This is a genomic window from Ignavibacteriota bacterium (genome assembly GCA_016708125.1).
In the GTDB taxonomy this organism is placed as follows: domain Bacteria; phylum Bacteroidota; class Ignavibacteria; order Ignavibacteriales; family Melioribacteraceae.
On the sequence record JADJGF010000001.1, the window covers coordinates 4,449,320 to 4,472,900 of the forward strand.

Below are 23,581 nucleotides of genomic sequence, written 5' to 3' on the forward strand. Positions count from 1 at the left end.
TTTGATTTTTCACTTTTGATTTTTCACTTTTCACTTTTTTGGTTTCCACAAATGCTTTTCCATATTCACATTTCCGGATTTGGTAAATTCAATTCCCTCAAATTGTAACAACTCTTCCATTAAATTCGGATCACCAAAATGAAGTTTACCGGTTAACTCACCGTTTCTATTTACAACTCTATGACATGGCAATCCGGAATCTTTTGCCCCATTTATTGCCCAGCCAACTGTTCTTGCCGAGGATTTAATTCCGCAAACTTCTGCAATTGTACCATAAGTTGTAACTTTTCCAAAAGGTATTTTTGCTACAACTTTATACACTCTATCAAAAAAATCTAATTTTCTTTTACTTCTTTTTTGTTTATCTAATTTTGTTTTCTCAGCCATTTTTTTTCTTTTTTTATCTTTTTCTTACTCTTATTCTTAATCTTATTCTTAATCTATCTTTTAATCAGTTTCATAACAATATAGATAATTTATAAGCAGAGTAAGTTTAAGAGTATGATTAAGATTAAGAAATTTTTATTAAATATTCTGGGAAAATTCCAATAAAAATGCTTTCATAAACATATTGATATCACCATCCATTACAGCTTGCGTATTTGAAGTTTCAACATTTGTGCGATGATCTTTAACCATATTATAAGGATGAAAAACATAAGATCTAATTTGACTTCCCCACTCAATTTTCATTTTTGTTTTTTCTGTTTCGTCATTAGCGGCTTCCTGTTTTGCCAACTCCAATTGATAAAGTTTTGCTTTCAATAATTTAAAAGCATTGATTTTATTACTCGATTGAGATCTTTCCGATTGGCATGCCGCAACTGTATTAGTTGGAATATGAGTAATTCTTACTGCCGTTTCAACTTTGTTAACATTTTGTCCACCTTTGCCACCGGAACGATAAGTATCAATTCTTAAATCAGCTGGATTTATTTCAATTTCTATAGAATCATCAACTTCGGGGATTACAAAAACGGAGGCAAAAGATGTGTGTCTTCTTTTATTTGAATCAAACGGAGAAATTCTTACTAAACGATGAACTCCATTTTCTGCTTTTGCATAACCGTAAGCAAATTCTCCGGTAATTTCTAAGGTTGCACTTTTTATTCCGGCACCTTCACCTTCAAGAATATCAATTAGTTTAGTTTGAAAATTATTTTGCTCTGCCCAACGTAAATACATTCTAAATAACATCTCCGCCCAATCTTGAGATTCAGTGCCGCCGGCTCCGGAGTGAATCGTCATAATGCAATTTTTATCATCATCTTTTCCACTTAACATACTTTTAAATTCTAAGCTGGAAATATTTTCATCCAATTCCGAAATGTCTTTTTGAACTTCATCAAATAAAGATTCATCACTTTCTAACTCAGCAAGTTCAATAAATTCGAAAATATTTTTTTGCTTTTCAACAAGTTCATCAAATTGATCAATCCAAATTTCTAATTTTTTAATTTCCTGTAAAATATTTTGGGCATTCTTTTGATCGTTCCAAAATCCGTCTTTCTCTGATTCTTGTTTTAATTCAAGAATTCTATTTTCTTTGTTGGAAATGTCAAAGATAACCTCGTAGTTTTTCCAATTTTTGTTTTTGTTCATTAACTAATTTCAATTGTTCTTCGTACATAATTTCCTCAAAATAATATTTATAAATTATTCAATTTCTAATTCGATTTTTAATAAAGCTGCAGCAAGAGTCTTTCCTTGAGCATCATGTTTTAATGAAACAGTTCCGCCGCCGCCAAGTGTATTATGTAGTAAAAAATTTAATGCAAGAATATTCGGCAACTCGAATCTTTCAACTTCTCCAAGACAAATTCCTCTAAAATGTTCTTTTACTTTTTCTTTTGTTAAATATTTTTTAATAATTTCAAATCCATTTTCATCAAAAGCAATAATTCCAATATTTGCGGCATCACCTTTATCACCGCTTCTTCCGTGTGCAATATCAATTAATTTTACTTTCATTTATATCTCAAATATTTTTACTTCTGGTTTTATATTTTTTTTTGAAATTAATGCAGGCCAATAGGCAACTACTTCGCTTGGCTTTGGTCTTCCACCGGCAAAACCGGTAACACTTGGAGGTCCGGTTAAAATTAGCGGTGCAATTTCTTTTCCAAATCTATCAACTGAATTATAATCTTTTGAACGAACCGAAACTTTTAAAACAATTTCATTTATATCATCTTCATCTAGAATTTTCGCTAAAGGTCCGTGACAAGCATTATAACCTAAAAATTCCGTATTGATTTCTTCAAATTGCAAACCAAGATTTTGAAGTCTTTCTCTTAAGATTTTATCGGCTGCTTTAGCTTTGGTTAATGCTTGAGGCCAAGAATAAGTTAATGTTGCGTTTGATGAAAATCCATCGGCGTAAGAACATGAAACCTTATAAGTATCAGTTTCTTTTTCTCCTTTTACATCATAAACTTTTACTTGATCATTTCCTAAATCTGCTAATTTAATAGATGTAAAATCAGCTATGCAATCCGGAGTAATATATTTTTTTGGATCACCAATTTCATAAACTAATTGTTCAGCAACTGTTTCAAAGGAAACTTTCCCTCCGGTATTTTTATGTTTTGTGATTATTACTTCACCATTCGGATACGCTTCGGCAATTGGAAATCCAATATTAGCCAAATCTGGAATTGACTGCCAATCACCTAAAAAATTTCCCCCGGATGCTTGACCGCCGCATTCTAAAATATGTCCGGCAACAGTTCCGGCAGCCATCAAATTATAATTTTCTTTTTCCCATCCAAATTCGTAAATCATTGGAGCTAAAGTTAATCCGGTATCTGTTGTTCTCCCGGTAATTACAATATCTGCACCTTTCTGCAAAGCTTCTACAATTGGGAATGCACCAAGATAAACGTTTGCACTTAACAATTTATCTTTCACCAGATGAATATTTTCTCCGGTTTCCATATTTTTTAAATCTTCACCACTCGAAATTATTTCATCCATTTTATCAATAATATTATCACCAATTACGATTGCAACTTTTAAATTATTAATTCCTAATTCTTTTGCGACAATTAATACAGCTTCAGCACAGCTTTCCGGATTAACTCCGCCGCCGTTTGTAATAACTTTAATTCCTTTCGATTTACAAATTGGGAGAATTCTTTTCATTAATTCCGGAATATCTTTTGCATAACCAAAATTGGGATTTTTATTTTTTTGTTTTTGCAAAATTGACATTGTAACTTCGGCAAGATAATCCATAACTAAATAATCAATTTCGCCTTTTGTAACTTGATTAAACGGAGCTTCAATTAAATCGCCCCAAAAACCTTGACCGGAAGCAATTCTTATTTTCTCATTCATTTTATTCTTTATTTCAATTAGATAGTTTTGAATATATTCAAACTAAATTAATTCTACAAATTAGTTTAGTGATTTAATAATTTTTTCACTTAAATCTTCAATTTCATTTTCTGAATTAATCTTAACCCAATTTATTCTTTCATCTTTTCTAAACCAAGTAAGCTGACGTTTTGCATATCTTCGAGTATTTCTTTTTATCAATTCAATTGCTCTTTCTAAAGATTGTTTGTTTTCTAAATAATCAATAATTTCTTTATATCCAACTGTATTTAAGGAATTGAGACTTTTTCCAAATCCCAAATTTAAAATTGATTTTACTTCATTTACTAAACCGTTTTCGATCATTGAATCAACTCTTGCTTCAATATTTTTGTATAGAATTTCTCTTTCCCAATCCAATCCAAATTGTAGAAAATTTATATTTTTTACTCTATTCTGATTTTCGTGAAATTCCCAAATTGGTTTTCCGGTTAGATGAAAAACTTCCAGCGCGCGTATTATTCTTTTCCAATTTTGAGGCAACAAAGTTGAAGATGTTTTTGGATCAATTTTTTGTAGTAAATTATAAAGATATTCATTCCCAAAAATTTTGCGTTTTTCTAATAACTCCAACCTATAATTTTCATCAATATCAACTTCATCAAAGATTCCATCAATAATTGCTTTAATGTATAATCCGCTTCCTCCAACTACAATTGGAATTTTATTTTGTTTGTGCAAATTATTAATTACTTCAAAACTGTCTTTTTCAAATTTGCTAACGTTATAAATTTCATCCGGATTTAACTTATTTATTAAATGATGTTTAATCAAATTTAATTCAGTCTCTGTTGGCTTTGCTGTTCCGATATTTAATAATTTAAAAATTTGTCTGCTGTCCGCAGAAATAATTTCACTCTTTAATTTTTGAGCAAGATCAATTCCCAAATCAGTTTTTCCGCTGCAAGTTGGACCAACAATAACTAAAACTTTTAGTTCCAACCTTCTCTTCCAATTAAAGGAACAAAAGCAAAATTAGGAATTTCATCAGTTATAAAATTTTCATCTGAAATTTTTTGTAGAATTTTTAATGATTGAGAAGTTTTATCACCAATCGGAATTACTAATCTTCCGCCAATTGCTAATTGTTTTTTAAGATTTTCGGGAATTATCGGACTTCCGGCGGTAACAATAATTCCGTTAAACGGCGAATGTTCATTCCAGCCGATTGTTCCATCTCCGCATTTGCAATGAACACGGATTGATTTTTCATCAAATAATTTCTGAACTCTTTTATAAATTTGTTCATTTCGTTCAATACTGAAAACTTGCATACTCATTTGTTTTAAAATTGCAGCTTGATATCCGGAACCGGTTCCAATTTCCAAGACTTTATCGTTAGGTTTTAATTTTAAAGCTTCGGTCATTACGGCAACTGTGTATGGTTGAGAAATTGTTTGACCATAACCAATTGGTAAAGCAACATCTTTATATGAATGTGAAAGCATAAGCTGTTGAACAAATTCATGTCTCTGCACATTTAAAATTGCTGAAAGAACATTTTCATCCTTTACACCTTTTCGCCTTAAATTTTCAACAAGTTCATTTCGCTCAATTTCGAACATAACTTCCTAAATTTTTGAGTTCAAAATTACAAAAAAATAAGTTGCATTAATGTTTTTTCAAATTAAATCTATACATTTCAGAACACAAAAACTTACTTTTTAAAAATGGATTGAAATATGCTGGAAAATATTCTTGGCGCACTTTTTATCATGGTTTTACGAATGATGGATGTATCTTTTGGAACTTTTAGGACAATTACAGTTGTTCAAGGGAAAAAATATTTAGCTGGATTAGTGGGATTTTGCGAAGTGTTAATTTGGATTTTTGGAATGCGATATATTTTTCAGCATTTGGATAATACTTATAATATGCTGGGTTACGCATTAGGATTTGCTTTTGGAAATGTTATAGGAATTACACTTGAAGAAAAAGTTGCAATGGGTTATGTTCAAGTTAATATTATTTCAATGCATTTTGCAGAAAATATTGCTAACGAATTGAGAAAAGCAAAATTTGGAGTTACGATTCTTCCGGCTGAAGGCGGTTCCGGTGGAATGTCTTTACTAATAATTTTAATCAGAAGACGTGATTTAACAAAGGCTAGAAAAATTGTTGAAGAAATTGATAAAAATTGTTTTATTTCGGTTCAACCTTCAAGACCATATCGCGGATTTATTCATGGTTCAAGAAAGTGATTTTTCTATTGATTAAGAAAGTAAACAATATTATATTTTGACCTCAGTTTTTTGATATAATTTGCGGGAGTAGCTCAGTTGGTAGAGCGCAACCTTGCCAAGGTTGATGTCGCGAGTTCGAGTCTCGTCTCCCGCTCCAATCCACTTAGGTGGATTTTCTTTTTTGTAGATGTTCTTTTTTTTAGTTATTTTGATAAAAAATTATTGCTGGCGGCGTGGCCAAGTGGCTAAGGCGAAGGTCTGCAAAACCTTTATTCATCGGTTCGAATCCGATCGCCGCCTCTAAAAAGTGTGATTATTGTTTGTAATTACACTTTTTTGTTTTAAAGGATTTTGAAAAATCAATAAATTTGAGCTAATAGTCACCAATTTAGTCACTACTTTTTTTAAAATAATCTAAGTGTTTTATTAAATGAAAAAGCCCATCTGGAACAACTGGTTCACCACAAACCAATAAACCAAATAGGCTTAATCATTATTAAAAAAACTTATTTTATATATGGTGATTTAGTTGTTTTTGTACATTCAAAATAAAATTCTCTAATCAATAAATCAAGATTTAATAGCGGTATGTAATAAATAAATTATTTTAATTTCATGCAACGCTATTAACTTTCAATTCTTTATTAGATTTGTTTAACTCAACAATGGATTTTCAAAATAACTAGAGTAAGGAATATTAAGTGCTAATGATTAGAGTAAAAATGAGAATCAGGTTCGTAAGTTAGCAAATTAAATATTAACTACTATTCTACGATATAATAAATTATATCAAATAAAACTCTATACAATTAAAAACAAATGGTTGTTTAAATAAATCTATATTGAATCAATTTTTTAAGGAGATAAAATTATTATAAAGTGTGCAAACAAGAAATTAAAAAGATTTGGTTTCCCTTAAAATTCTTTCTGTTAATTCAGTTCGTATTTTTGGTTTTTCAAATTGAAAAATTATAACTCCATTTCTACTTTTATTTTTCTCAACATTTTCAGAAGTAAATTTAAAATTGAATTGATTTTTTTTATTTTCTTGTTGGACTTTATTTTGTTTTTTTTCCATTTAGATTAACCCATGTTCTTCTAATGAATGAACTGCTTGTTCTTCAAGTTTTGGTATTGCTTGTAGTGATAAACGTGTTTTGGGATAAATTTTGTCTAACTCATAATCGATCATAATTCCTTCTTTATTTTTTCTTTTTAAATTATTTACAGAATAGAAATCCAAAAATCTTCTAGGTGCAACACCATCATATAGCATTATTCTAATTTTTGAAAGTTCAGATTCATCCTCTGTTAATGCATCATTATGAAGATCAATACTCAGACTTTTTTTATAGGGTTCAATATAGTAAATATTTTTAATTCATGCTAAAATTATATGCCTTGCACAGTTATGTCGAATTGACTCACAATTAAAGTAACCGAAGTTAATTAGGAAAACAATACGTTGCCTCATAATATAAGTAACCGAAAAAAGCGGAAATATTATGAGCAAAAAGTCGAAACAAGAGTATATTGCAGCTATACGAGCAAGATATTTAAGTTCAAATAAGGCAGAAAAACAGAAACTTCTTTATGAAATATGCACTACTTGTGGATATAATAGAAAATATATAATAAGGGTATTGAATAAAAAAGAAATAAAAGGAACCCCAAAGAAAAAAGCCGGCAGAAAGAAAAAATTTGCTCACAATGAGATAATAGCAGCATTAAAGAATATTTGGAAATCAACTAATCTTATTTGCTCAAAAAGATTAAAATATGCAATACCACTATGGCTTCCATTTTATGAGGGAGAACTAACAGAAGAAAATAGAAAACTTCTTCTCAGAATTTCACCAGCAACAATAGACCGACTCTTAAAACCGATTAGGAATAAATTTAAGAAAAAGGATTATCAACAACCAAACCGGGTTCTTTAATCAAAAACAAATTCCAATAAAAACAAACCAGTGGGATGAGAGTTCCCCGGGATTTATTGAAGCAGATACCGTAGCTCATTGTGGAGACTCGATTACTGGTAGTTTTGTCTATACAGTTAACACTGTTGATATTGCCTCCGGATGGACTGAAGCACGTGCTATATGGGGCAAAGGACAACAAGGAACTTTTAAGGCTATTGAATCTATTGAGAATTCTCTCCCTTTCAAAGTTCTTGGTTTTGATTCTGATAACGGTGGTGAATTTCTTAACTGGCATCTATTGGCTTACTTCACGAAACGTAAACAACCGGTTGACTATACTCGTTCACGAGCTTATATGAAAAACGATAATGTACATATTGAAGGTAAAAATTGGACTCACATCAGGCAATATTTTGGTTATCATCGCTTCGATAATATTAAAATTGTTGAGCTGATGAATGATATTTTTACTAATGAATGGTCTTTGTTTTTAACTTCTTTATTCCTTCTTCTAAAATTATTTCCAAAGTTCGCGATGGCTCTCAAGTTATCAAAAAACACGATCAGCCTAAAACCCCTTTTCAAAGAATTTTAGACTCTACGGTTGTCTCTAAGAAAACTAAAATCCTCTTGACAAATAAACACACAAAATTAAATCCCTTTTTGCTACAAAACTCAATCTCTCGTAAAATAAATGAAATCTTGAAGTTGATTTGACGTTATCAACATATTAACAAAGAAAGAAAAAAGTAGCAAAAAAGAAAGAAACAATTATTATTACTTTTTATTATCTATTTGGAATTTTTATGAACTCTTTTTTCAACATTTTTTCTTTACCATAGTTACCTTTTATTTTGAGGCAACTGGTTATGACAAATAACCCGACGCCAATAACAACAATTTTATTAAATAACGAATGGTTTATTTTAAAGAGCAGTTTTTATTTTTTATTTACAAAAACTGCGACTCACTTTTCTGAATTGCACTTCACTTTTACAAATAACTAAAATTGAAAACTAAATTTTCTGTTTACAAACCAAACCGGAATTGAGCGAAGCGGTCGGGTTGATTTGTTTGTTAGGCAACTTTATTACTCAAAGTATTCTATCTGCCCATTTTTCGTTATTTTCAAACGTAGTATTTCTTTTACATTATATGTTTTATAAAAATAATTGACTTTTACTTTGTATCCCGCTTCCGTACTATTCATATCAATATTAAGTATCTCCTTACTATAATAATTAAATCTATGAACAGTATTTAAATAAAACTGAGTTAAAATCTCTATTTGAGAATCCTTTATTGGTATCCCAATATAATTTTTAATTAATTCATTAAAATTGTTTTCATCATCAAGGATATAAAATCTTCCAATATAATCTACTGCGAGATAGAAATTAGGAGAATTAGAGGATAATAATCTTTGTTCTTTAAATTCATTTGTTGAATCAGGTGGAATTACGATATTTCCTTCAAAACAATGAAAAAGAACAAATTTATTTTTTAATGGATTCAGTTCTTGATTTATGTGAATATTTACTTCTATTTTTGAATTTGAATACCCAATGTACTGCAATTTATTAATAACTAACTCTTTGTGTAAATCTTTCTCAATTTCTTCTTCAGCATACCTTGAAATATTTATCTTTGCCCATTCTAAATTTTCTCGAATGAACACAGCTTCACTAACATTTTTAGCTATTTTAATTAGTTCTTTTTCGCAAAAAAAATCTAATGAATCTTGTGTTTGCCCATAAGAAATATTTAAAATATTGCCTACTACGAAAAAGAGAAAAAGATATTTAAATGTTTTCATTTTTATGTTGCCTAACGGCGGTGTGCCTAAGCTGCTGCCAAGCACAACAATGATTTATAAAAACGATTAACTAAAAATTTTAGAAACATTTTATTAATAGAACAATGACAAATAAAAAACTAAACACGGGACGACAAACCCGAAAAGCCCAAAATGCCGAATGCGAAAACGCAGTCAGCTTGAGGCACGGGTTATATGCGTTTCCTAATTTCTACCAAACTAAGCGCCTTGCCATTTTCATCGGTTGCCTCAATTTCTTTCTCACATTTTGTGCAATAAAAAAGTGGGCTTTTATAACCCTTATATTCAGAATAAAACGTTACTGGAGATTTACAAGAATTACAATATGGATTCTTTTTCTTGTCCCAATACAAATTATAAAAAACTTTCAAGCGATGTTTATATTTTTCAAGGAAGAACAATGCCATCAATATTAGAATTAACCATAGCAACGCAAGTATTACTTGTGCAACCTCTGGCGGAGAAATTTTTAGCTGCTCTCCAAGAGACAACAATAGATTTGTTAAGCTGGTATATAAGATTCCCGTTAATAATGTTATTGTACTCAATGTTATCAATAATATATGATCTGACAAAATCTTTTTCACTGTTTTCATTTGGTTTTCCTCAGATATTAACTTGCATTTTAGCAATCACTATTGTAACAATGTATAGGGCTAAAGATAAAGCATATAACGGCGCACGCTGCTAAGCAGATTGGCTGCTTAATTCTGCTTGAGCAGTTAGTTATCCATAAGCCTCTGGCGATGGATAGTTTATAACTGCTGTACGGTTAGCAAAAGTATCGAAAATTTGAATGCGTAAAGTCGTTAATTATTTAGCTTCATATAAATTTTATAAAATAGATTATTTAAGTGGAAACAGAATAGTGGATATTAAAAAACTTTCAACAAATCAATTTAGGCAAAAAGCATTTAAATTTTTTAGCAGCGTGCGCCGTTATCCACAGGCTCAGACACGGTCAGCTTTATGCCTAAGCGTTATTTAAAAACCATAGGAGCAAAGCAATGAAAATCAATCAATCTTTGAAACAATTGGAAGAAATATTGTCCCCGATTAAACCGGAAAACCAAAATATAAAAATATCTTCAGTGAAAATTGAAGATGCCATGTTGGGAAAAATAAAAGTCAGTGTGGATTATATCGTTTCTCCACTCGAGACAGAATTTGAAAATAAAGATTATAAATAAAATCAACTCGTTCATTTAAAAGGGCAGAATTATTCTGATCCTTAATTTCAGAAAACGAGAATTCTTTTAATAATGATTCAAATGCAATAGCAGTTATTTCTTTGGCAATTAAATGTTCGTAATATTCATTCATAAAAATGTTCCAATAATGTTTATAAATAAAAATATTTTCATTGCTTTGCTCTGCCAATGCGTAACGATAACGGCAGAGGCTGTGGATAACGGCGGTGCAAATTACCCGTCCGACCAGAACAACAATATTTTTTTATTTATAAAAATGTTTAGAACTGTAGCCTTGTTTAACTTTCGTAATAAACAAGGCGGTACTAACTTTACAACATATACTAATTTAAAGAGCAACTTTTATAAAACACAAAACTTCAGAACAATACATAACCCGTTCGACCTCGCGGTCGGGTTGATTTGCTGGTTATATGCGTTTATTCATATAAGCCAATATCAACACTCTCTTTTATAACAGTATCAGCTAATTCCCATAAAGCTGGAGCGAATTCTTTTATATAGATTTTCTTAGCTATTACCTTTTCAACCGGAATCTTTAATTTTTCCGATTTCGTATCTCCCGTTAATAAATGATTTAATAACGGGTGAAGCCCATCAATAGCAGCTGCATATTTTGCTTCTTCTGTTTCTCTAGCTTCAAATTCATACCATAAACTCATGAACTCATTTGCTTGATCTTCTGGTAACATATTAAAAAGGCGTTGAGCACATAATTGTTCATCTCTAAATTTTGTTTTTTGATTCTCTAAATAAAGAAAAGTATCGCCTACATCTATTTCAACAAGGTCATGAATTAAAAGCATTTTTATAACTTTAAGTATATCTAAAAAATTAGATGAGGAATGCTCAATAAAAAGAATTGCCATAAGTGAAATATGCCAAGAATGTTCAGCAGAGTTTTCAGGTCTTTCTGGATCCAAAGTTCCATTAGAGCGTAAGACTAACTTTAACTTTTCTATTTCATTAATAAATTTAGCTTGTTTAATTAGCCTTTCCGATATCATCAAAACCCTCAGGATTTATTGTTAGCATATAACGGCGGCGCAAATAACTTGTCCGCCCAAATCCGTCAGCTGACGGAACAATTTTATTTAATAACGATTAATTCATTTTAAAGAGCAGTTTTTAATTTGCCTTTAGCAAAAACTGCGACTTACTTTTATAAATTGTACTTCACTGTTACAAAAACTAAAATTTACTTTCTAACTTTTATTTTGCACAAAACCCAAACGAGCGAAGCGGTCGGGTTGATTTGCGTGTTATACCGTTTTTTTCTTAAGTAGATTTTAATTCACCTTTATTGTATTTATGAATTAAACTTGAGATTAATGTTTGATATGGAATACCTTCTTCAATGGCTTTAATCTGAATATCGTTATAATCTTTAGTTGTTAAACGAATATTAATACGTTTATTTTTTGCTAAACTTGCTTTGGCTGATTCAACATAAGCTTTTTGATCTTTCTTTTTAATTGATTTCCATTCACCTTTTTCAAAAGATTCAACCAATTCTTTTTCTTCTTTATCTAAATATTTCATTTTATTCCTCATTACTTAAGTAAATTTTTGTTGCCTCTCTGCTTGGATAAATTGTTTTTAGAAAATATTTTTCATCATCTTCAACAAATGGAACGATATAGGCATAATTATTAATTTCAACAATAAAGATTTTTTGATTTGGATATTTCTCTTTATTAGGATGTTAAAAAATATCTAATATTTTTCATTTGAGATAGCAAAAACAATTTCTTCAAACGAAATATTTCTTTTCTCTTTTAAGATATTATTTTTATCTTCGTCCCAATCAAAGTATTTCATAAATATCCGAAATGTGTGCCTTATAGGTATACAATTTACAAAAGTGTGATTAATTTGTCAATATTATGTTTGATTTTTTTGAACGGTATAACGGCGTGGCAAATAACCCGTCCGCCCAAAACTACAATTTTACTAAATAACGATTGGTTTATTTTAATGAGCAGTTTTTATTTTTCTTTAGCAAAAACTGCGACTAACTTTTCTAAATTGCACTTCACTTTAAAAAAAACTTAAATTTACTTTCAAACTTTCTGTTTACAAACCAAACCGGAATTGAGCGAAGCAGTCGGGTTGATTTGTTTGTTATACTGTTTTAAACTTAAATTTATTTATCTAATTCTTTGACAATTTTTGCAAGTAATTTTTTTAAGGTAGGTAAATCTTTTTTAGCAGTTTTCCAAACAACATCAACGTTTACACCAAAATAATCGTGAATAAGTTTATCTCGCATTCCACTTATTTCTCGCCATGGAATTTCTGAAAAATTATTCTTTATTTCTTTCGGTACTTTTTTGCTTGCTTCCCCAACAATTTCAATTGCGCGAATTACTGCAAATTGTGTTTTTTCATCTTTCCTAAATTCGTTTATTGTTAATCCTTTTATAAATAGAATTCCTTTACTTGTTGATTCAAGCATATCATTTAGATATTGTATGAAATCTCTATCGATACTCATATTGGGATTGAATTATTAAGAATTGAATGTCTAAGTCTTGGTTTCAAAGAATTTTTCATAACCAAATCGACTTTGATTTCTAATTCATCTGAAAGATAATTTTCAAGTTCAATAAATTTTAATAAACTTGGCGTCTTTAAAAATGTCACCAAAATATCAACGTCGCTTTTTTGATTTTGTTTATTTCTTATATAAGAACCAAAAACTTCAATTTTATTAACATTGAATTTTTCTTTTATAATTGGTTCAACATTTTTTAAAATACTAAGTATATATTGAATGTCTTTTTTCATAGTTAGAAAAATGTATTAATTATCTCAATAATTCAACATTTATTTAACAGTATAACGGCGTAGCAAATAACCCGACGCCAAACACAACAATTTTATATAATAATGAATGATTTATTTTAAAGAGCAGTTTTTAATTTTCCATAACAAAAACAGCGACTCTCCGTTAGCTAACGGATTTCTAAATTGCACTTCACTTTAACAAAAAACTTAAATGAACTTTCCAAACTTTCTGTTTACAAACCAAACCGGAAATGAGCGAAGCAGTCGGGTTGATTTGTTTGTTATATAGCATTTACTTTTATCTTAACAACAACATTTTTTTTGTCTCTAAATATTTATCACATTGAATTCTATAAAAATAAATACCACTTGAATATCCATTCCCATCCCATATTACATTATAAATACCAGGCATTTCAATTTTATCAACAAGTGTTTTAATTTTATTTCCTAAAATATCATAAATTGTTAAAGTAACTTTTGATTGTTTAGGAATAGTATAACTTATTTTTGTTGTTGGATTGAACGGATTTGGATAATTCTGGTCAAGTCTATAAGTTAATGGAATTACTCCCGTAACTTCAACAACAGAGCTATATGTTATAGTGCCGTCAATATTAATTTCTTTTAAACGGTATGAAATTGTGTTTGACATTATTTTGCTAATATCATCAGTATATTCATATTGATTTCTGTTGTTTAAAATGTTATTTATTTTCTGCCATGCTCCTGCATTTAGCATCCTTTCAATTTCAAATTCCTTAATGTTATTTCCTACCTTAGTATACCAATTAAGTTTTATTATTTTATTCTGCTGATTTACCGTAAAAGTTGTAGTATAATCCACAGAGGTAACAACATTGCCAAAAATAAAAAATGGCGTTGCATTGTATTCGACTGTATTACCAGTTTTATCTATCGCAAATAGTTTTAAATTATATATACCCTCTTTTAAAGTATCTGGAATAACAAAACTACCCACAAAATTTTGACTATTTACATTCTTTTTAACTGAATAAAATGAAGAGTCTGAAATAAGTTCTATATTAATACTATCTATTTCATAATCATCATTTATATTCATTATAATTTTATTTTCAATACCTCTTTGCAAATGTGCATTTATTTGACCATCACTATATAAACCAAATGTCAAAAAATACGGTGGATTTTTATCTTCTTTTTGAGTGTCAAAAATGCTATTAACTGAAACATTTCCTTGAATATTATCAATCTGATAGTCAGTATTTTCAAAATTTATCATATGTTTTCCTGGTGAGATATTAATTGGATCATGGTAAAGATCAGAATTATTATAGGAACCATTTTTCACTAAAATATTATCTTTATAAAGTGAATAATTATAACTTTCTAGACAACCATCGCCATATTGTGATTTAAAAAAGAATCCGTCGAAACCAATGCCAGGAGTAGGATTATAAGCAGTAAGATAAATTTTGTTCGATTCATTAAAAAAGTTTCCAAGCCAAATATAGGCTTGGCCATTATGTATTACATCAATGTTTGTTTTATCTGTTTTATACGTACGGTATGTATCGAAAGGATTGCGGATATAAATAGAATCTTTATATGAATCACCTCCAGACAGATAAGTAAGCCATCCGTTTATACTTCTAAGATACCCATATTCATTAATTCTATATTTATCTGTTTCATTGAATAAATAAGAATACCATTCATTATTAAATTGTTTTAATTCCATAAATACACTGTTTGATGGTTGATCTGACACCCACTGCAACCTTAAATTAGCGAAAACAGGTTCTAATAAACTATTAGATTTAATTATATGATGTATCGTCTTTAAATTATTTGCAGTACTTGTAAAATTTAATTTATCATTTATAGGAATATCTGAATTGAATTTATAACAATAGTAATTAAGTTTGTTGTTTTTGCTTAATTGTGTTGACGCTGATACAATAATTTCATATCCATCCGGAAATGAACTTAGGTTAATACTGTTTGCTAAAGTCTCATATTCTAGTCCAAAGTCAGTAGATTTATTCTTAATAATAATCCCAGCATTTATTGAACTATTGTCAATAATGTTACTTTGAGTTTCATCATAACAAGTTAAATTAACTGGAAACAACGTTACATTTTTGTTGACCTCAATTTTTGCAAAATCAGAAAAGGAAAAATTATTATAGATAACTGAACCATCATTAAATTGAGTGATTAAATCATAATTACCATTTTCTAATGGCAATTGCGTTGGATTATTAACCGTCCATGTTTCGCTCCATGCCTTATCTTTCATGTTTGTGATAAGATAACTTCCTGGTGTTTCACTAAAATTTATTATTAAGAGTCTATCCTTAAAAAATGCAAAAGGAATATTAACAGTATCTGAGTAACTAGTAATATTAGCTTCCCAATCATAAGATGGTATTTTTGTACTTGGGTATGGAATAAGATTATTGTCTACTTTAATGCTAAAGGGTATTGTTATATACGAATTTGCATTTATGTTTGTACTAGAGCTTTCAAATGTTGAAGTAATACCATTTATCGAAGTTGGTTTAATTTTTACTGAAACATTTAGATTTTTTTTGTTATAAATTATTAAGGTGTCTCTATAAATCCATTCTTGTTTTGATGCATCATCATAACCAATACAATAACTTGCTTTTTCTAAGTACAAGTCTGCTTTTAAAGCTTTATAGGCGTCCACACGCCCACATCCTTGTGACCAAATATCATAACCAATATCTTTTGCTGAATTTAATAGCCGACTTCTAATTTCATTTACACTCATATTGGGGTTGTGTTCAATCATTAAAGCAATAATTCCTGCAAGAAATGGTGCAGAAATTGAGGTTCCGTCAGCTATATAAAAACTACTATCAGGGGATGCTACATAAACTCCCGCAGGTGCAACAATATCAGGTTTAATAAATTTAGAATAATAATTTGGACCACGAGAACTATAACTAGCAATTTCGTCATCTACTGTTGAGGCACCAACTGCAATTGCATCATTGAAAGCTGCTGGACTAACAATATTCATTTTTTCATTGTCTCCTTTATTGCCAGCTGAAGCAATTGTAATTACCCCAAGTTTAGCTAGATTCTCAACTGCTTTACTTAAAACTGACATAAAAGGATGAATAGTAGCGGCTGATGTTACAACAATTATTTTTGCACTGTCATTGTATGCTTTTTCCATTGCTTGTAATTCTATGTATTCCTCAACAAATCCACCAACATAAATATTATATGCTAAAAGTAATGCATCAGGAGCAACACCTTGATAATCTGCTGAATTACCTGCTAAAATACTGGCCACAGCAGTACCATGCCCTTCTTTATCCATTGGATCATCATCATTGTCATTAAAATCGTAACCTCCTATAACTTTATTACCAAATCCACCTCCTAAACAATCCAGATTATAATCAATTCCAGTATCTAAAACTGCCACTTTTACTTTTTTACCACTTAAACCATATAAATTTTTAATTTTTGTTATACCAGTTTTTGAATAAGCAGTTTGGTTAATATCAGAATTCTCAAGTTTAGCCCCTCTGTTAATTTCATTTATTCTATTTTTACTGAGATAGTAGATACTTTTTACGGCTGGTAAATTTCTAATTTGGTTTATTTGGGATTTAGGAATTGTTAAGGCAACACCGTTTATTATTATTTTGTTTACACCTAATATTGAAATTGAATTATCAAATTTTTCATTAATTAAAGTCTCCATAATTTTATTAACACTTTCAATAAAAATAGAATGCTCTGTATTAATATCTTGATAATTGAAATTAGAAATACTGTTTGGGACTAAGTTATTCTCTTTATTTAACTTGTTTTGTAATGCTAATGGAGGGGTTTTTAATTCAACAAAAATTTCAATGTTAGGATCTTCTTTGTTAAGTATATCATTAACCCTAGAATTATTGTTTCCTTGTCCAAATAAAATATTGATTGGAATCAATATCCAAAGTGCTATTATAGTAAAAATTTTCATAAGCTCTCCAAAGTTTAAAGTGGAACAAAAATTTATGTCTAGAATTTAAACTCAAAAATCTAATAAACTCATTTAATCCCAAAATAATATAAAATCATTTTTAAAATGTTTTGCTATATAACGGCGTGGCAAATAACCCGTCCGCCAAAAACTACAATTTTATTAAATAACGAATGGTTTATTTTAAAAGCAGTTTTTAATTTTGTTCTACAAAAAACTGCGACTCACTTTACTTAATTCCACTACACTTTTATAAAAAACTAAATTAAACTTTCAGACTTTAATTTTGCACAAACCCCAAACGAGCGAAGCGGTCGGGTTGATTTGTTGGTTAGCTGTATATTTAAAATATTATTTATAAAACTCTTTAAAGAAAGTTTTTTCCATGAAATCTACAAATTCTGGAAATGTAAGATAATCTTCGCGTATGCCCCATTTATCCCAAAATTCCCATAAACCCTTATTATCTGTAGTTACTTCACTAAGTTCTATACCTCCAACTTCATTTTGAATATTTTCTTCCAATTTAAAACTTCTGAAATATGTACCAATTATTATAGCTGAAAATGCCCTTCTTTTTAGAAAATCTATTAATGTATTCTTTTCTGAGAATTGTTTTTTAATATATGAAAAAGTTTCTGGTTCAATCCATAATTCACTCATTTCAGGATGTTGCAACATATACTCATCAATTTTTAACCAAATCATTGCGAAGTCATTTTTTGTTTTAATATTTCTTTCTTCTCTCATTAGCGTTATTTGTTTATTTACTTGTTTGATGCTTTTGTTTAAAAAATAAACAGTAATCACTATTAATACTAAATTTAAAGAAGTCATTATTATACTTATTAAGTCCATACTAACACCTTATATTATATTATTTTATATATTTATTTATAATGTTGTATACAGCTAACGGCGTGGCAAATAACCCGTCCGCCAAAAACTACAATTTTATTAAAAAACAAATGAATTATTTTAAAGAGCAAAGTTTAATTTTTCTTTAGCAAACTTTGCGACTTACTTTTCTAAATTGAACTTCACTTTAACAAAAAACTTATAATTACTTTCAAACTTAATTTTTACAAATTCAGCCCAAATTAGCGAAGCGGTCGGGTTGATTTGTTGGTTATGCAACTATCTTAAAACTCTTGGTGAGAAATCATCACAATCTCTATTTGAAATATTCTTCAAATTTGTACCATCAATATTTATAGAAAATATATTTGAAGAACCTTTACTTTCAGCTGTAAATATTATTTTTTCACCAGTTGAATTAAAAATAGGATTAGCTGCTTTTTCAAGCTCTACTAAATTTATTGAAGTATTTCCATCTATGGTGATAATTTTGATTATTCTTTTACCAGGCAAATTTGTATGCCCGGATAAGTCATATACAATCTTAGAATTATCTCTAGAAAATTTAGGATTACTTTGATAGTAAATATCATTTGTCAAATTTTTTATTTCTGACCCATCAGAATTCATAATATACAAATCCATTATTGATGAATAATTATCATATGCAATAAAAGCTATTTTTTTCCCATCTTCAGAAATTGTAAAGTCATCTTCAAAAATAGTAACGTCCAATGTGCTATCAGTTAACAATTTTTTATTTTTTCCATAAACATCAATCCTATTTAAATGGTTGGAACCAGAAATACGTGAAATGTAATATATATATTCACCTTTGAAGTCAATTTTTGGATTTTCATTGGGATAAATGTCATTTGTTAAATTAACTTGACTTCCTCCATCAATTGTCATTTTATAAATTTGCGGATTTTGCATAATTCCATTATTAAAATCAAATCTTTCAAAAACTATTAAATTATTAGATGATATTTGCGGTTCAAAATCAAATGAATAACTATTCGTTAAATTTTTTATTTCAGAACCATCTAAAGTCATTGAAAATATATTTGGATAATTTTCACGATTGCTTTCATAAATTATATATTTGTTATCAAAAGTTATGATTGGATTTGTTGAATAATAGCTATCACTATTTGTTAATTGTTTCAAATTGCTTCCATCACCATTTATTACAAATATATTAGAAGTCGAGCCAATATTATTTAAATTGTCAACTGATACAAATACAATTTTTTCAATAGGTTCATTCGGTCCATTTATGGTATCTTGACATTTAAAGACAAATAATAAAATGGTGAATGATAAAATTATTTTTAAGTATTTCATAATAATATTTCTTTGTTGCCTAACGGCGTGGCAAATAACCCGTCCGCCTAAAACTACAATTTTATTAAATAATGAATTTCTAATTTTAAAAAACAATGTTTAACTTTTTTTTTTACAAACATTGTTTTTAACTTTACTGAATTGCACTTCACTTTAACAAAAAACTTATAATTACTTTCAAACTTAATTTTTACAAATTCAGCCCAAATTAGCGAAGCGGTCGGGTTGATTTGTTGGTTATGCAATTTTTAATTATATAATCCGTTAGCTGCCGGTAATGATTTGTATTCTGGTTTTTTATATATTATTTCTTCAATGGTATTTGTTAACTCAATTATTTTATTATGTTCTTCTGGATAACTATTTACTAAATACCAATATATATTTTTCTCTTTGTTTTCATAATTTATTTTTAATATTTGTTTTCCAGGATCTGGATCAAATTCTAGTTTTGTTGAATCTGATTCAGTCCATGTTAATGAATCTGGCAAATTAAAAAAATTTATTTCTTCTACTTTTTGAATTATTTTTTCTTGTTCTTCCTTAGTAAGCCAAAAGTCTGTTGTGATTGTTCCATCTAAAACTAAATCTTTTGTATATTTGAGTTTATATGTATCAAGTTCATTTTTAAATGAATATTTATAAAATATTTGTATTTCTTGAACTGGAGCAATTTTATTTTGGGATTCATTTATTGATTCTGAACAAGAATTTATTAATGTTACAGTTATTATAAAAACTAATATCTGAAAATACTTTTTCATATTTACCTCCTTTTAAATTACATAACGGCGGCACAAATAACCCGTCCGCCCAAATCCGTCAGCTGACGGAACAATTTTATTTAATAACGAATGATTAATTTTACAAAGCAAAGTTTAACTTATCTTTAGCAAACTTTGCGACTCACTTTTCTAAATTGCACTTCACTTTAACAAATGACTAAAATTGAAAACTAAACTTTTTGCTTACAAATCAAACCAGTATTGAGCGAAGCGGTCGGGTTGATTTGCTTGTTATACCACTTTTTATTCTATGTCTTTTTCTGGTAGAAGTTGTTTGAAATTTCTAATTGTTAAAATGAAAATATTTTTTTCTTCTATTCGATAAATTATTCTATACTCACCTTCAAATAATTCTCGAATATTTTCTCTGCTTACTTCTGGAACTTTTCTTCCTCGTTCTGAATTTTCCAATAAAGTTTCAATTTTATTTAAAATATTTTCCATCAAATTTTGTGCAGCAGAAATATTTTCTTTTGCGATAAAATCATAAATACTTTCTAATCGTTCGACAGCTAATGGAGACCAAAATATTTTCATATTTATGCTCTCGAAGTAAATCTTTTTCTTACATCTTTATGCGAAATTGCTAAACCTTGATTGATTTGTGATTCAGCTAATCTTACATCTTCCAATACTTCTATTTTATCAAGCATTTGCTGATATTCAGAAACATCTAATAAAATTGCAGAGCTTTTCCCATTTTGTGTAATTACTAAAGGTCTTCTTGTTTTTTTTACTTGATCGAAATAAAAAGCAACTTTTGATCTAAACTTTGAAAGTGGTTGAATATCTTGATCAAATTGTATTTTGTGCATATTTTCTCCAAAACTTTTATTGTACATCTTAAAGTACAATATACTGCACATATTTACAAGAGAAGAATTTATCTTTTAAGTGGTATAACGGCGTGGCAAATAACCCGTCCGCCAAAAACTACAATTTTATTTAATAACGATTGATTTATTTTAAAGAGCAGTTTTTAATTTTGTTTTACAAAAAACTGCGACTTACTTTTCTGAATTGCACTTTACTTTAACAAAAAACTAAAATAAACTTTTAAACTTTTAATTTGCATAAAACCCAAACGAGCGAAGCGGTCAAGTTGATTTGCTGGTTATAAACTTTATTTACTAATTTTGGAGAAAACTGTAAAACTCTCCTTTCCTACTTATTAATGTTTTATAATCGCCTTGTTCCACTATTTTTCCATTTTTCAAAAAAGAAACATTATCGGCTAATTTCATTACACTTACCCTATGAGTAACAAATAGGATGGTAATACCTGTTTTAGAAAACTCTTTTAGAGCTGATATTACTTTTATTTCTGAATTACCATCCATTGCGGATGTAGTTTCATCTAATAAAATTATCTTTGGATTTTTATAAAATGCACGAAGTATTCCTATTTTTTGTTTTTCACCACCAGAAAAATTAACACCTTTTTCTTCTACATACGATTCAATACCATTGGGAAGTCCATAAATAAATTTATTAAATCCAAAAACATTTATATCTTCACTTATTTTATTAATGTTTGGTTCATAATCACCAAAAGCAATGTTTTCAATTAATGAACCTTTAAATAAATCTATTTGTTGTGGAACCGCAACAACATTTTTGCGTAAACTTTTTGTTTGAATATGATTTATATCAATTTGTCCAAATAATATTTGACCATTTTTAATTGAATAAATATTTTGCAGAATATTTAAAATAGTACTTTTACCAGTTCCACTTTCACCAGCAAGTACATTTAGTTTTCCCTTTTTAATAATAAAATCTAAGTTAGAAAATATCTCTTTTCGTGAACCATAGCTAAATGAAATATCTTTTAATATTATATCTTCAATTTCTGTACTAAATTGTTCTTTTTTAAATTGGTCATTTTTTTCATGTTCCAAATCCATAATTTCAAAAAGACGATCAGCTGCTATTAAAGCATTTTGAATCGTAGAATTCATTTTTATTAAACTACTTATTGGTTGATTAAAATAGCCTAATAACGCATAAAACAAAAAAAGAGTTCCAAGTGTAATTTCATTTTCTATTACATAATATGAACCAATCCAAAATAGTATTAATACAAATAATTTAGATATTGTCTCAGATGAATAATTTGAAAAGATTGAGTTTTTTCCAGATTTATAAATAGTTTTTAATAATTGAATGAAACTCATTTCTGTTTTGAAATTCGTATACTCTTCAACACCCATTGATTTAATTGTATTTATTGAACTAAGCGATTCAACAAAATTTGATTCTAGAAGAGCTGCATTCTCCATCATTTTTCTTTCAGTCTTTTTATTCAATTTGTTTATAATAAAATATAGAAACGAATAAATTGGAATTGCCAATAAAATGACTAATGCTAATTTGTAACTATATATGAACATTAATGAGAAAGAGAAGAAAACAATAAAAATATTTAGCATAAAATCTATTGATGCATCATTAATAAAATTCCTAATTTTTATAGCATCATTTATTCTGGAGATAATTTCTCCAACTCGCATTGTATCAAAGAATCTTTGAGGTAAGGTTAAAAGATGTTTATAATATCCGAGTATCAGCCTTGCATCAATGTGTTGTCCGGTTTTTAGTATAAATAAATTCTTTACTGTGCCAAGAAAAATTTGAAATACTATTAGAATTAGAAAAATGACACTTAATAAGTTAAGTAAATTTTTGTTTCCGTTTGGAATAACATAATCCGTAATCTTTTCAATATAAATTGATGTAAATAAACCAATTATTGTATAGAATAATGCACCTAATAATGCTTGTATCCAAACTTTTTTGTGTGGTTTAATTAAGAACCAAAATCTTTTATATATGGAAACTTTTTCATCTTTCTCAATAAAATTATCACTAGGTAAAAGCAAAACAAGAACACCTGTCCACTCTTTTTCAAAGCTTTCAATGTTTCGCTTACATGTTTTTCCTTCTGCTGGGTCCATTATCCAAACTGAATCTTTCCGCACTTTGTAAATTACTACATAATGCTGCAATACCTCTTTTACAATAACATGTGCAATGGCAGGTAATGGGATTTTAGATAAACTTTCTAAATTACCTTTAACTCCTTTTGCTTGGTATTTTAGCTTTTCAGCTGCTTCTATTAAACCTAGTACGTTTGTTCCTTTTTTATCTGTAGAGGCAAATTGTCTAATTTTCGAAATAGGGACAAACAATTTGTAATGTGCAGATATTGATGCAAGACAAGCAGCTCCACAATCAGTTATATCATGTTGTTTTATATTTACTGAAGCCATA

The 23,581-nt window shown here is 28.8% G+C and carries 23 protein-coding genes, 2 tRNA genes and 2 pseudogenes; 5 read left to right on the forward strand and 22 right to left on the reverse strand.

Translation table 11 applies throughout. The features are described from left to right. Nucleotides 1-30 precede the first annotated feature (30 nt). The 6 genes from IPH62_19050 to IPH62_19075 form a co-directional block, all read right to left on the reverse strand. Nucleotides 31-387, reverse strand: coding sequence for an MGMT family protein (locus IPH62_19050; GenBank protein ID MBK7107373.1), 357 nt, complete (start codon nucleotides 385-387; stop codon nucleotides 31-33). Nucleotides 388-525: 138 nt separating this feature from the next. Further along, a protein-coding gene (gene prfB, locus IPH62_19055; protein MBK7107374.1) for a peptide chain release factor 2 occupies nucleotides 526-1,630 on the reverse strand; the annotation gives its coding sequence in 2 pieces (ribosomal slippage) (nucleotides 526-1,560 and nucleotides 1,562-1,630; 1,104 coding nt in all). A gap of 26 nt (nucleotides 1,631-1,656) precedes the next feature. Next, nucleotides 1,657-1,971, reverse strand: coding sequence for a hypothetical protein (locus tag IPH62_19060; protein ID MBK7107375.1), 315 nt, complete (start codon nucleotides 1,969-1,971; stop codon nucleotides 1,657-1,659). Then, the gene (locus tag IPH62_19065; GenBank protein ID MBK7107376.1) at nucleotides 1,972-3,339 is read right to left on the reverse strand and encodes a DUF1446 domain-containing protein; all 1,368 of its coding nucleotides are present in this window, start codon (nucleotides 3,337-3,339) and stop codon (nucleotides 1,972-1,974) included. 60 nt (nucleotides 3,340-3,399) lie between these two features. Further along, entirely contained in the window at nucleotides 3,400-4,320 is a 921-nt protein-coding gene (miaA, locus tag IPH62_19070) for a tRNA (adenosine(37)-N6)-dimethylallyltransferase MiaA (protein ID MBK7107377.1), read from the reverse strand. Next, on the reverse strand, nucleotides 4,311-4,943 hold the full coding sequence (locus tag IPH62_19075) for a protein-L-isoaspartate(D-aspartate) O-methyltransferase (GenBank protein MBK7107378.1): 633 nt from the start codon (nucleotides 4,941-4,943) through the stop codon (nucleotides 4,311-4,313). The genes miaA and IPH62_19075 overlap by 10 nt, the downstream gene beginning before the upstream one ends. Nucleotides 4,944-5,060: 117 nt before the next feature. On the opposite strand from IPH62_19075, the gene IPH62_19080 reads away from it, so the two are divergent. The 3 genes from IPH62_19080 (at nucleotide 5,061) to IPH62_19090 (ending at nucleotide 5,861) form a co-directional block, all read left to right on the forward strand. Further along, nucleotides 5,061-5,579, forward strand: a complete 519-nt coding sequence (locus tag IPH62_19080) for a DUF2179 domain-containing protein (GenBank protein MBK7107379.1) — start codon at nucleotides 5,061-5,063, stop codon at nucleotides 5,577-5,579. A 63-nt stretch (nucleotides 5,580-5,642) separates the two neighbouring features. Next, nucleotides 5,643-5,718, forward strand: a tRNA-Gly gene (locus tag IPH62_19085). 70 nt (nucleotides 5,719-5,788) lie between these two features. After that, a tRNA-Cys gene (locus IPH62_19090) sits at nucleotides 5,789-5,861 on the forward strand. Between the two features lie 595 nt (nucleotides 5,862-6,456). Here IPH62_19090 and IPH62_19095 read toward each other — a convergent pair. Further along, the gene (locus IPH62_19095; protein MBK7107380.1) at nucleotides 6,457-6,639 is read right to left on the reverse strand and encodes a hypothetical protein; all 183 of its coding nucleotides are present in this window, start codon (nucleotides 6,637-6,639) and stop codon (nucleotides 6,457-6,459) included. Then, entirely contained in the window at nucleotides 6,640-6,837 is a 198-nt protein-coding gene (locus IPH62_19100; protein ID MBK7107381.1) for a hypothetical protein, read from the reverse strand. A 229-nt stretch (nucleotides 6,838-7,066) separates the two neighbouring features. Between IPH62_19100 and IPH62_19105 the strand changes: the two are divergent. After that, nucleotides 7,067-8,200: pseudogene (locus IPH62_19105) on the forward strand (integrase). Between the two features lie 373 nt (nucleotides 8,201-8,573). Here the strand turns inward: IPH62_19105 and IPH62_19110 are convergent. Next, nucleotides 8,574-9,299: a hypothetical protein gene (locus IPH62_19110; GenBank protein MBK7107382.1), complete on the reverse strand. Its 726-nt coding sequence runs from the start codon at nucleotides 9,297-9,299 to the stop codon at nucleotides 8,574-8,576. A 191-nt stretch (nucleotides 9,300-9,490) separates the two neighbouring features. Next, entirely contained in the window at nucleotides 9,491-9,916 is a 426-nt protein-coding gene (locus IPH62_19115) for a hypothetical protein (GenBank protein MBK7107383.1), read from the reverse strand. Nucleotides 9,917-10,327: 411 nt separating this feature from the next. On the opposite strand from IPH62_19115, the gene IPH62_19120 reads away from it, so the two are divergent. Further along, nucleotides 10,328-10,510 (forward strand): hypothetical protein, encoded by a 183-nt coding sequence (locus IPH62_19120; protein MBK7107384.1) that lies wholly within the window; start codon nucleotides 10,328-10,330, stop codon nucleotides 10,508-10,510. A gap of 440 nt (nucleotides 10,511-10,950) precedes the next feature. Here the strand turns inward: IPH62_19120 and IPH62_19125 are convergent, their stop codons facing one another. The 12 genes and pseudogenes from IPH62_19125 to IPH62_19180 form a co-directional block, all read right to left on the reverse strand. Next, nucleotides 10,951-11,538, reverse strand: a complete 588-nt coding sequence (locus IPH62_19125; protein ID MBK7107385.1) for an HD domain-containing protein — start codon at nucleotides 11,536-11,538, stop codon at nucleotides 10,951-10,953. Between the two features lie 271 nt (nucleotides 11,539-11,809). Further along, nucleotides 11,810-12,073, reverse strand: a complete 264-nt coding sequence (locus IPH62_19130; protein ID MBK7107386.1) for an antitoxin — start codon at nucleotides 12,071-12,073, stop codon at nucleotides 11,810-11,812. A gap of 1 nt (nucleotide 12,074) precedes the next feature. Continuing rightward, a pseudogene (locus IPH62_19135) lies at nucleotides 12,075-12,352 on the reverse strand (DUF4258 domain-containing protein). Between the two features lie 325 nt (nucleotides 12,353-12,677). Beyond that, a complete protein-coding gene (locus IPH62_19140; GenBank protein MBK7107387.1) occupies nucleotides 12,678-13,028 on the reverse strand; it encodes a DUF86 domain-containing protein in 351 nt (116 codons plus the stop codon). Further along, nucleotides 13,025-13,321: a nucleotidyltransferase family protein gene (locus tag IPH62_19145; GenBank protein ID MBK7107388.1), complete on the reverse strand. Its 297-nt coding sequence runs from the start codon at nucleotides 13,319-13,321 to the stop codon at nucleotides 13,025-13,027. Before IPH62_19145 ends, IPH62_19140 begins: the two co-directional genes overlap by 4 nt. 298 nt (nucleotides 13,322-13,619) lie before the next feature. Then, nucleotides 13,620-17,285, reverse strand: coding sequence for a S8 family serine peptidase (locus IPH62_19150; GenBank protein ID MBK7107389.1), 3,666 nt, complete (start codon nucleotides 17,283-17,285; stop codon nucleotides 13,620-13,622). A gap of 384 nt (nucleotides 17,286-17,669) precedes the next feature. Next, nucleotides 17,670-18,176, reverse strand: coding sequence for a hypothetical protein (locus IPH62_19155; GenBank protein ID MBK7107390.1), 507 nt, complete (start codon nucleotides 18,174-18,176; stop codon nucleotides 17,670-17,672). Between the two features lie 279 nt (nucleotides 18,177-18,455). Beyond that, the gene (locus IPH62_19160; GenBank protein ID MBK7107391.1) at nucleotides 18,456-19,523 is read right to left on the reverse strand and encodes a DUF5050 domain-containing protein; all 1,068 of its coding nucleotides are present in this window, start codon (nucleotides 19,521-19,523) and stop codon (nucleotides 18,456-18,458) included. 248 nt (nucleotides 19,524-19,771) lie between these two features. Beyond that, a complete protein-coding gene (locus tag IPH62_19165; protein ID MBK7107392.1) occupies nucleotides 19,772-20,287 on the reverse strand; it encodes a hypothetical protein in 516 nt (171 codons plus the stop codon). Between the two features lie 264 nt (nucleotides 20,288-20,551). Next, entirely contained in the window at nucleotides 20,552-20,845 is a 294-nt protein-coding gene (locus tag IPH62_19170; protein ID MBK7107393.1) for a type II toxin-antitoxin system RelE/ParE family toxin, read from the reverse strand. Between the two features lie 2 nt (nucleotides 20,846-20,847). Beyond that, on the reverse strand, nucleotides 20,848-21,123 hold the full coding sequence (locus tag IPH62_19175; protein MBK7107394.1) for a type II toxin-antitoxin system Phd/YefM family antitoxin: 276 nt from the start codon (nucleotides 21,121-21,123) through the stop codon (nucleotides 20,848-20,850). A gap of 315 nt (nucleotides 21,124-21,438) precedes the next feature. Next, nucleotides 21,439-23,580 (reverse strand): peptidase domain-containing ABC transporter, encoded by a 2,142-nt coding sequence (locus IPH62_19180; GenBank protein ID MBK7107395.1) that lies wholly within the window; start codon nucleotides 23,578-23,580, stop codon nucleotides 21,439-21,441. Between the last annotated feature and the right edge of the window lies 1 nt (nucleotide 23,581).

Bases quoted from the DNA above. Each gene is read 5' to 3' on its own strand.
- IPH62_19050 (MBK7107373.1), bottom strand. From the start codon at position 387: ATGGCTGAGAAAACAAAATTAGATAAACAAAAAAGAAGTAAAAGAAAA.
- IPH62_19060 (MBK7107375.1), bottom strand. From the start codon at position 1,971: ATGAAAGTAAAATTAATTGATATTGCACACGGAAGAAGCGGTGATAAA.
- IPH62_19065 (MBK7107376.1), bottom strand. From the start codon at position 3,339: ATGAATGAGAAAATAAGAATTGCTTCCGGTCAAGGTTTTTGGGGCGAT.
- IPH62_19075 (MBK7107378.1), bottom strand. From the start codon at position 4,943: ATGTTCGAAATTGAGCGAAATGAACTTGTTGAAAATTTAAGGCGAAAA.
- IPH62_19080 (MBK7107379.1), top strand. From the start codon at position 5,061: ATGCTGGAAAATATTCTTGGCGCACTTTTTATCATGGTTTTACGAATG.
- IPH62_19095 (MBK7107380.1), bottom strand. From the start codon at position 6,639: ATGGAAAAAAAACAAAATAAAGTCCAACAAGAAAATAAAAAAAATCAA.
- IPH62_19100 (MBK7107381.1), bottom strand. From the start codon at position 6,837: ATGCTATATGATGGTGTTGCACCTAGAAGATTTTTGGATTTCTATTCT.
- IPH62_19110 (MBK7107382.1), bottom strand. From the start codon at position 9,299: ATGAAAACATTTAAATATCTTTTTCTCTTTTTCGTAGTAGGCAATATT.
- IPH62_19115 (MBK7107383.1), bottom strand. From the start codon at position 9,916: ATGAAAACAGTGAAAAAGATTTTGTCAGATCATATATTATTGATAACA.
- IPH62_19120 (MBK7107384.1), top strand. From the start codon at position 10,328: ATGAAAATCAATCAATCTTTGAAACAATTGGAAGAAATATTGTCCCCG.
- IPH62_19125 (MBK7107385.1), bottom strand. From the start codon at position 11,538: ATGATATCGGAAAGGCTAATTAAACAAGCTAAATTTATTAATGAAATA.
- IPH62_19130 (MBK7107386.1), bottom strand. From the start codon at position 12,073: ATGAAATATTTAGATAAAGAAGAAAAAGAATTGGTTGAATCTTTTGAA.
- IPH62_19140 (MBK7107387.1), bottom strand. From the start codon at position 13,028: ATGAGTATCGATAGAGATTTCATACAATATCTAAATGATATGCTTGAA.
- IPH62_19145 (MBK7107388.1), bottom strand. From the start codon at position 13,321: ATGAAAAAAGACATTCAATATATACTTAGTATTTTAAAAAATGTTGAA.
- IPH62_19155 (MBK7107390.1), bottom strand. From the start codon at position 18,176: ATGGACTTAATAAGTATAATAATGACTTCTTTAAATTTAGTATTAATA.
- IPH62_19160 (MBK7107391.1), bottom strand. From the start codon at position 19,523: ATGAAATACTTAAAAATAATTTTATCATTCACCATTTTATTATTTGTC.
- IPH62_19165 (MBK7107392.1), bottom strand. From the start codon at position 20,287: ATGAAAAAGTATTTTCAGATATTAGTTTTTATAATAACTGTAACATTA.
- IPH62_19170 (MBK7107393.1), bottom strand. From the start codon at position 20,845: ATGAAAATATTTTGGTCTCCATTAGCTGTCGAACGATTAGAAAGTATT.
- IPH62_19175 (MBK7107394.1), bottom strand. From the start codon at position 21,123: ATGCACAAAATACAATTTGATCAAGATATTCAACCACTTTCAAAGTTT.
- IPH62_19180 (MBK7107395.1), bottom strand. From the start codon at position 23,580: ATGGCTTCAGTAAATATAAAACAACATGATATAACTGATTGTGGAGCT.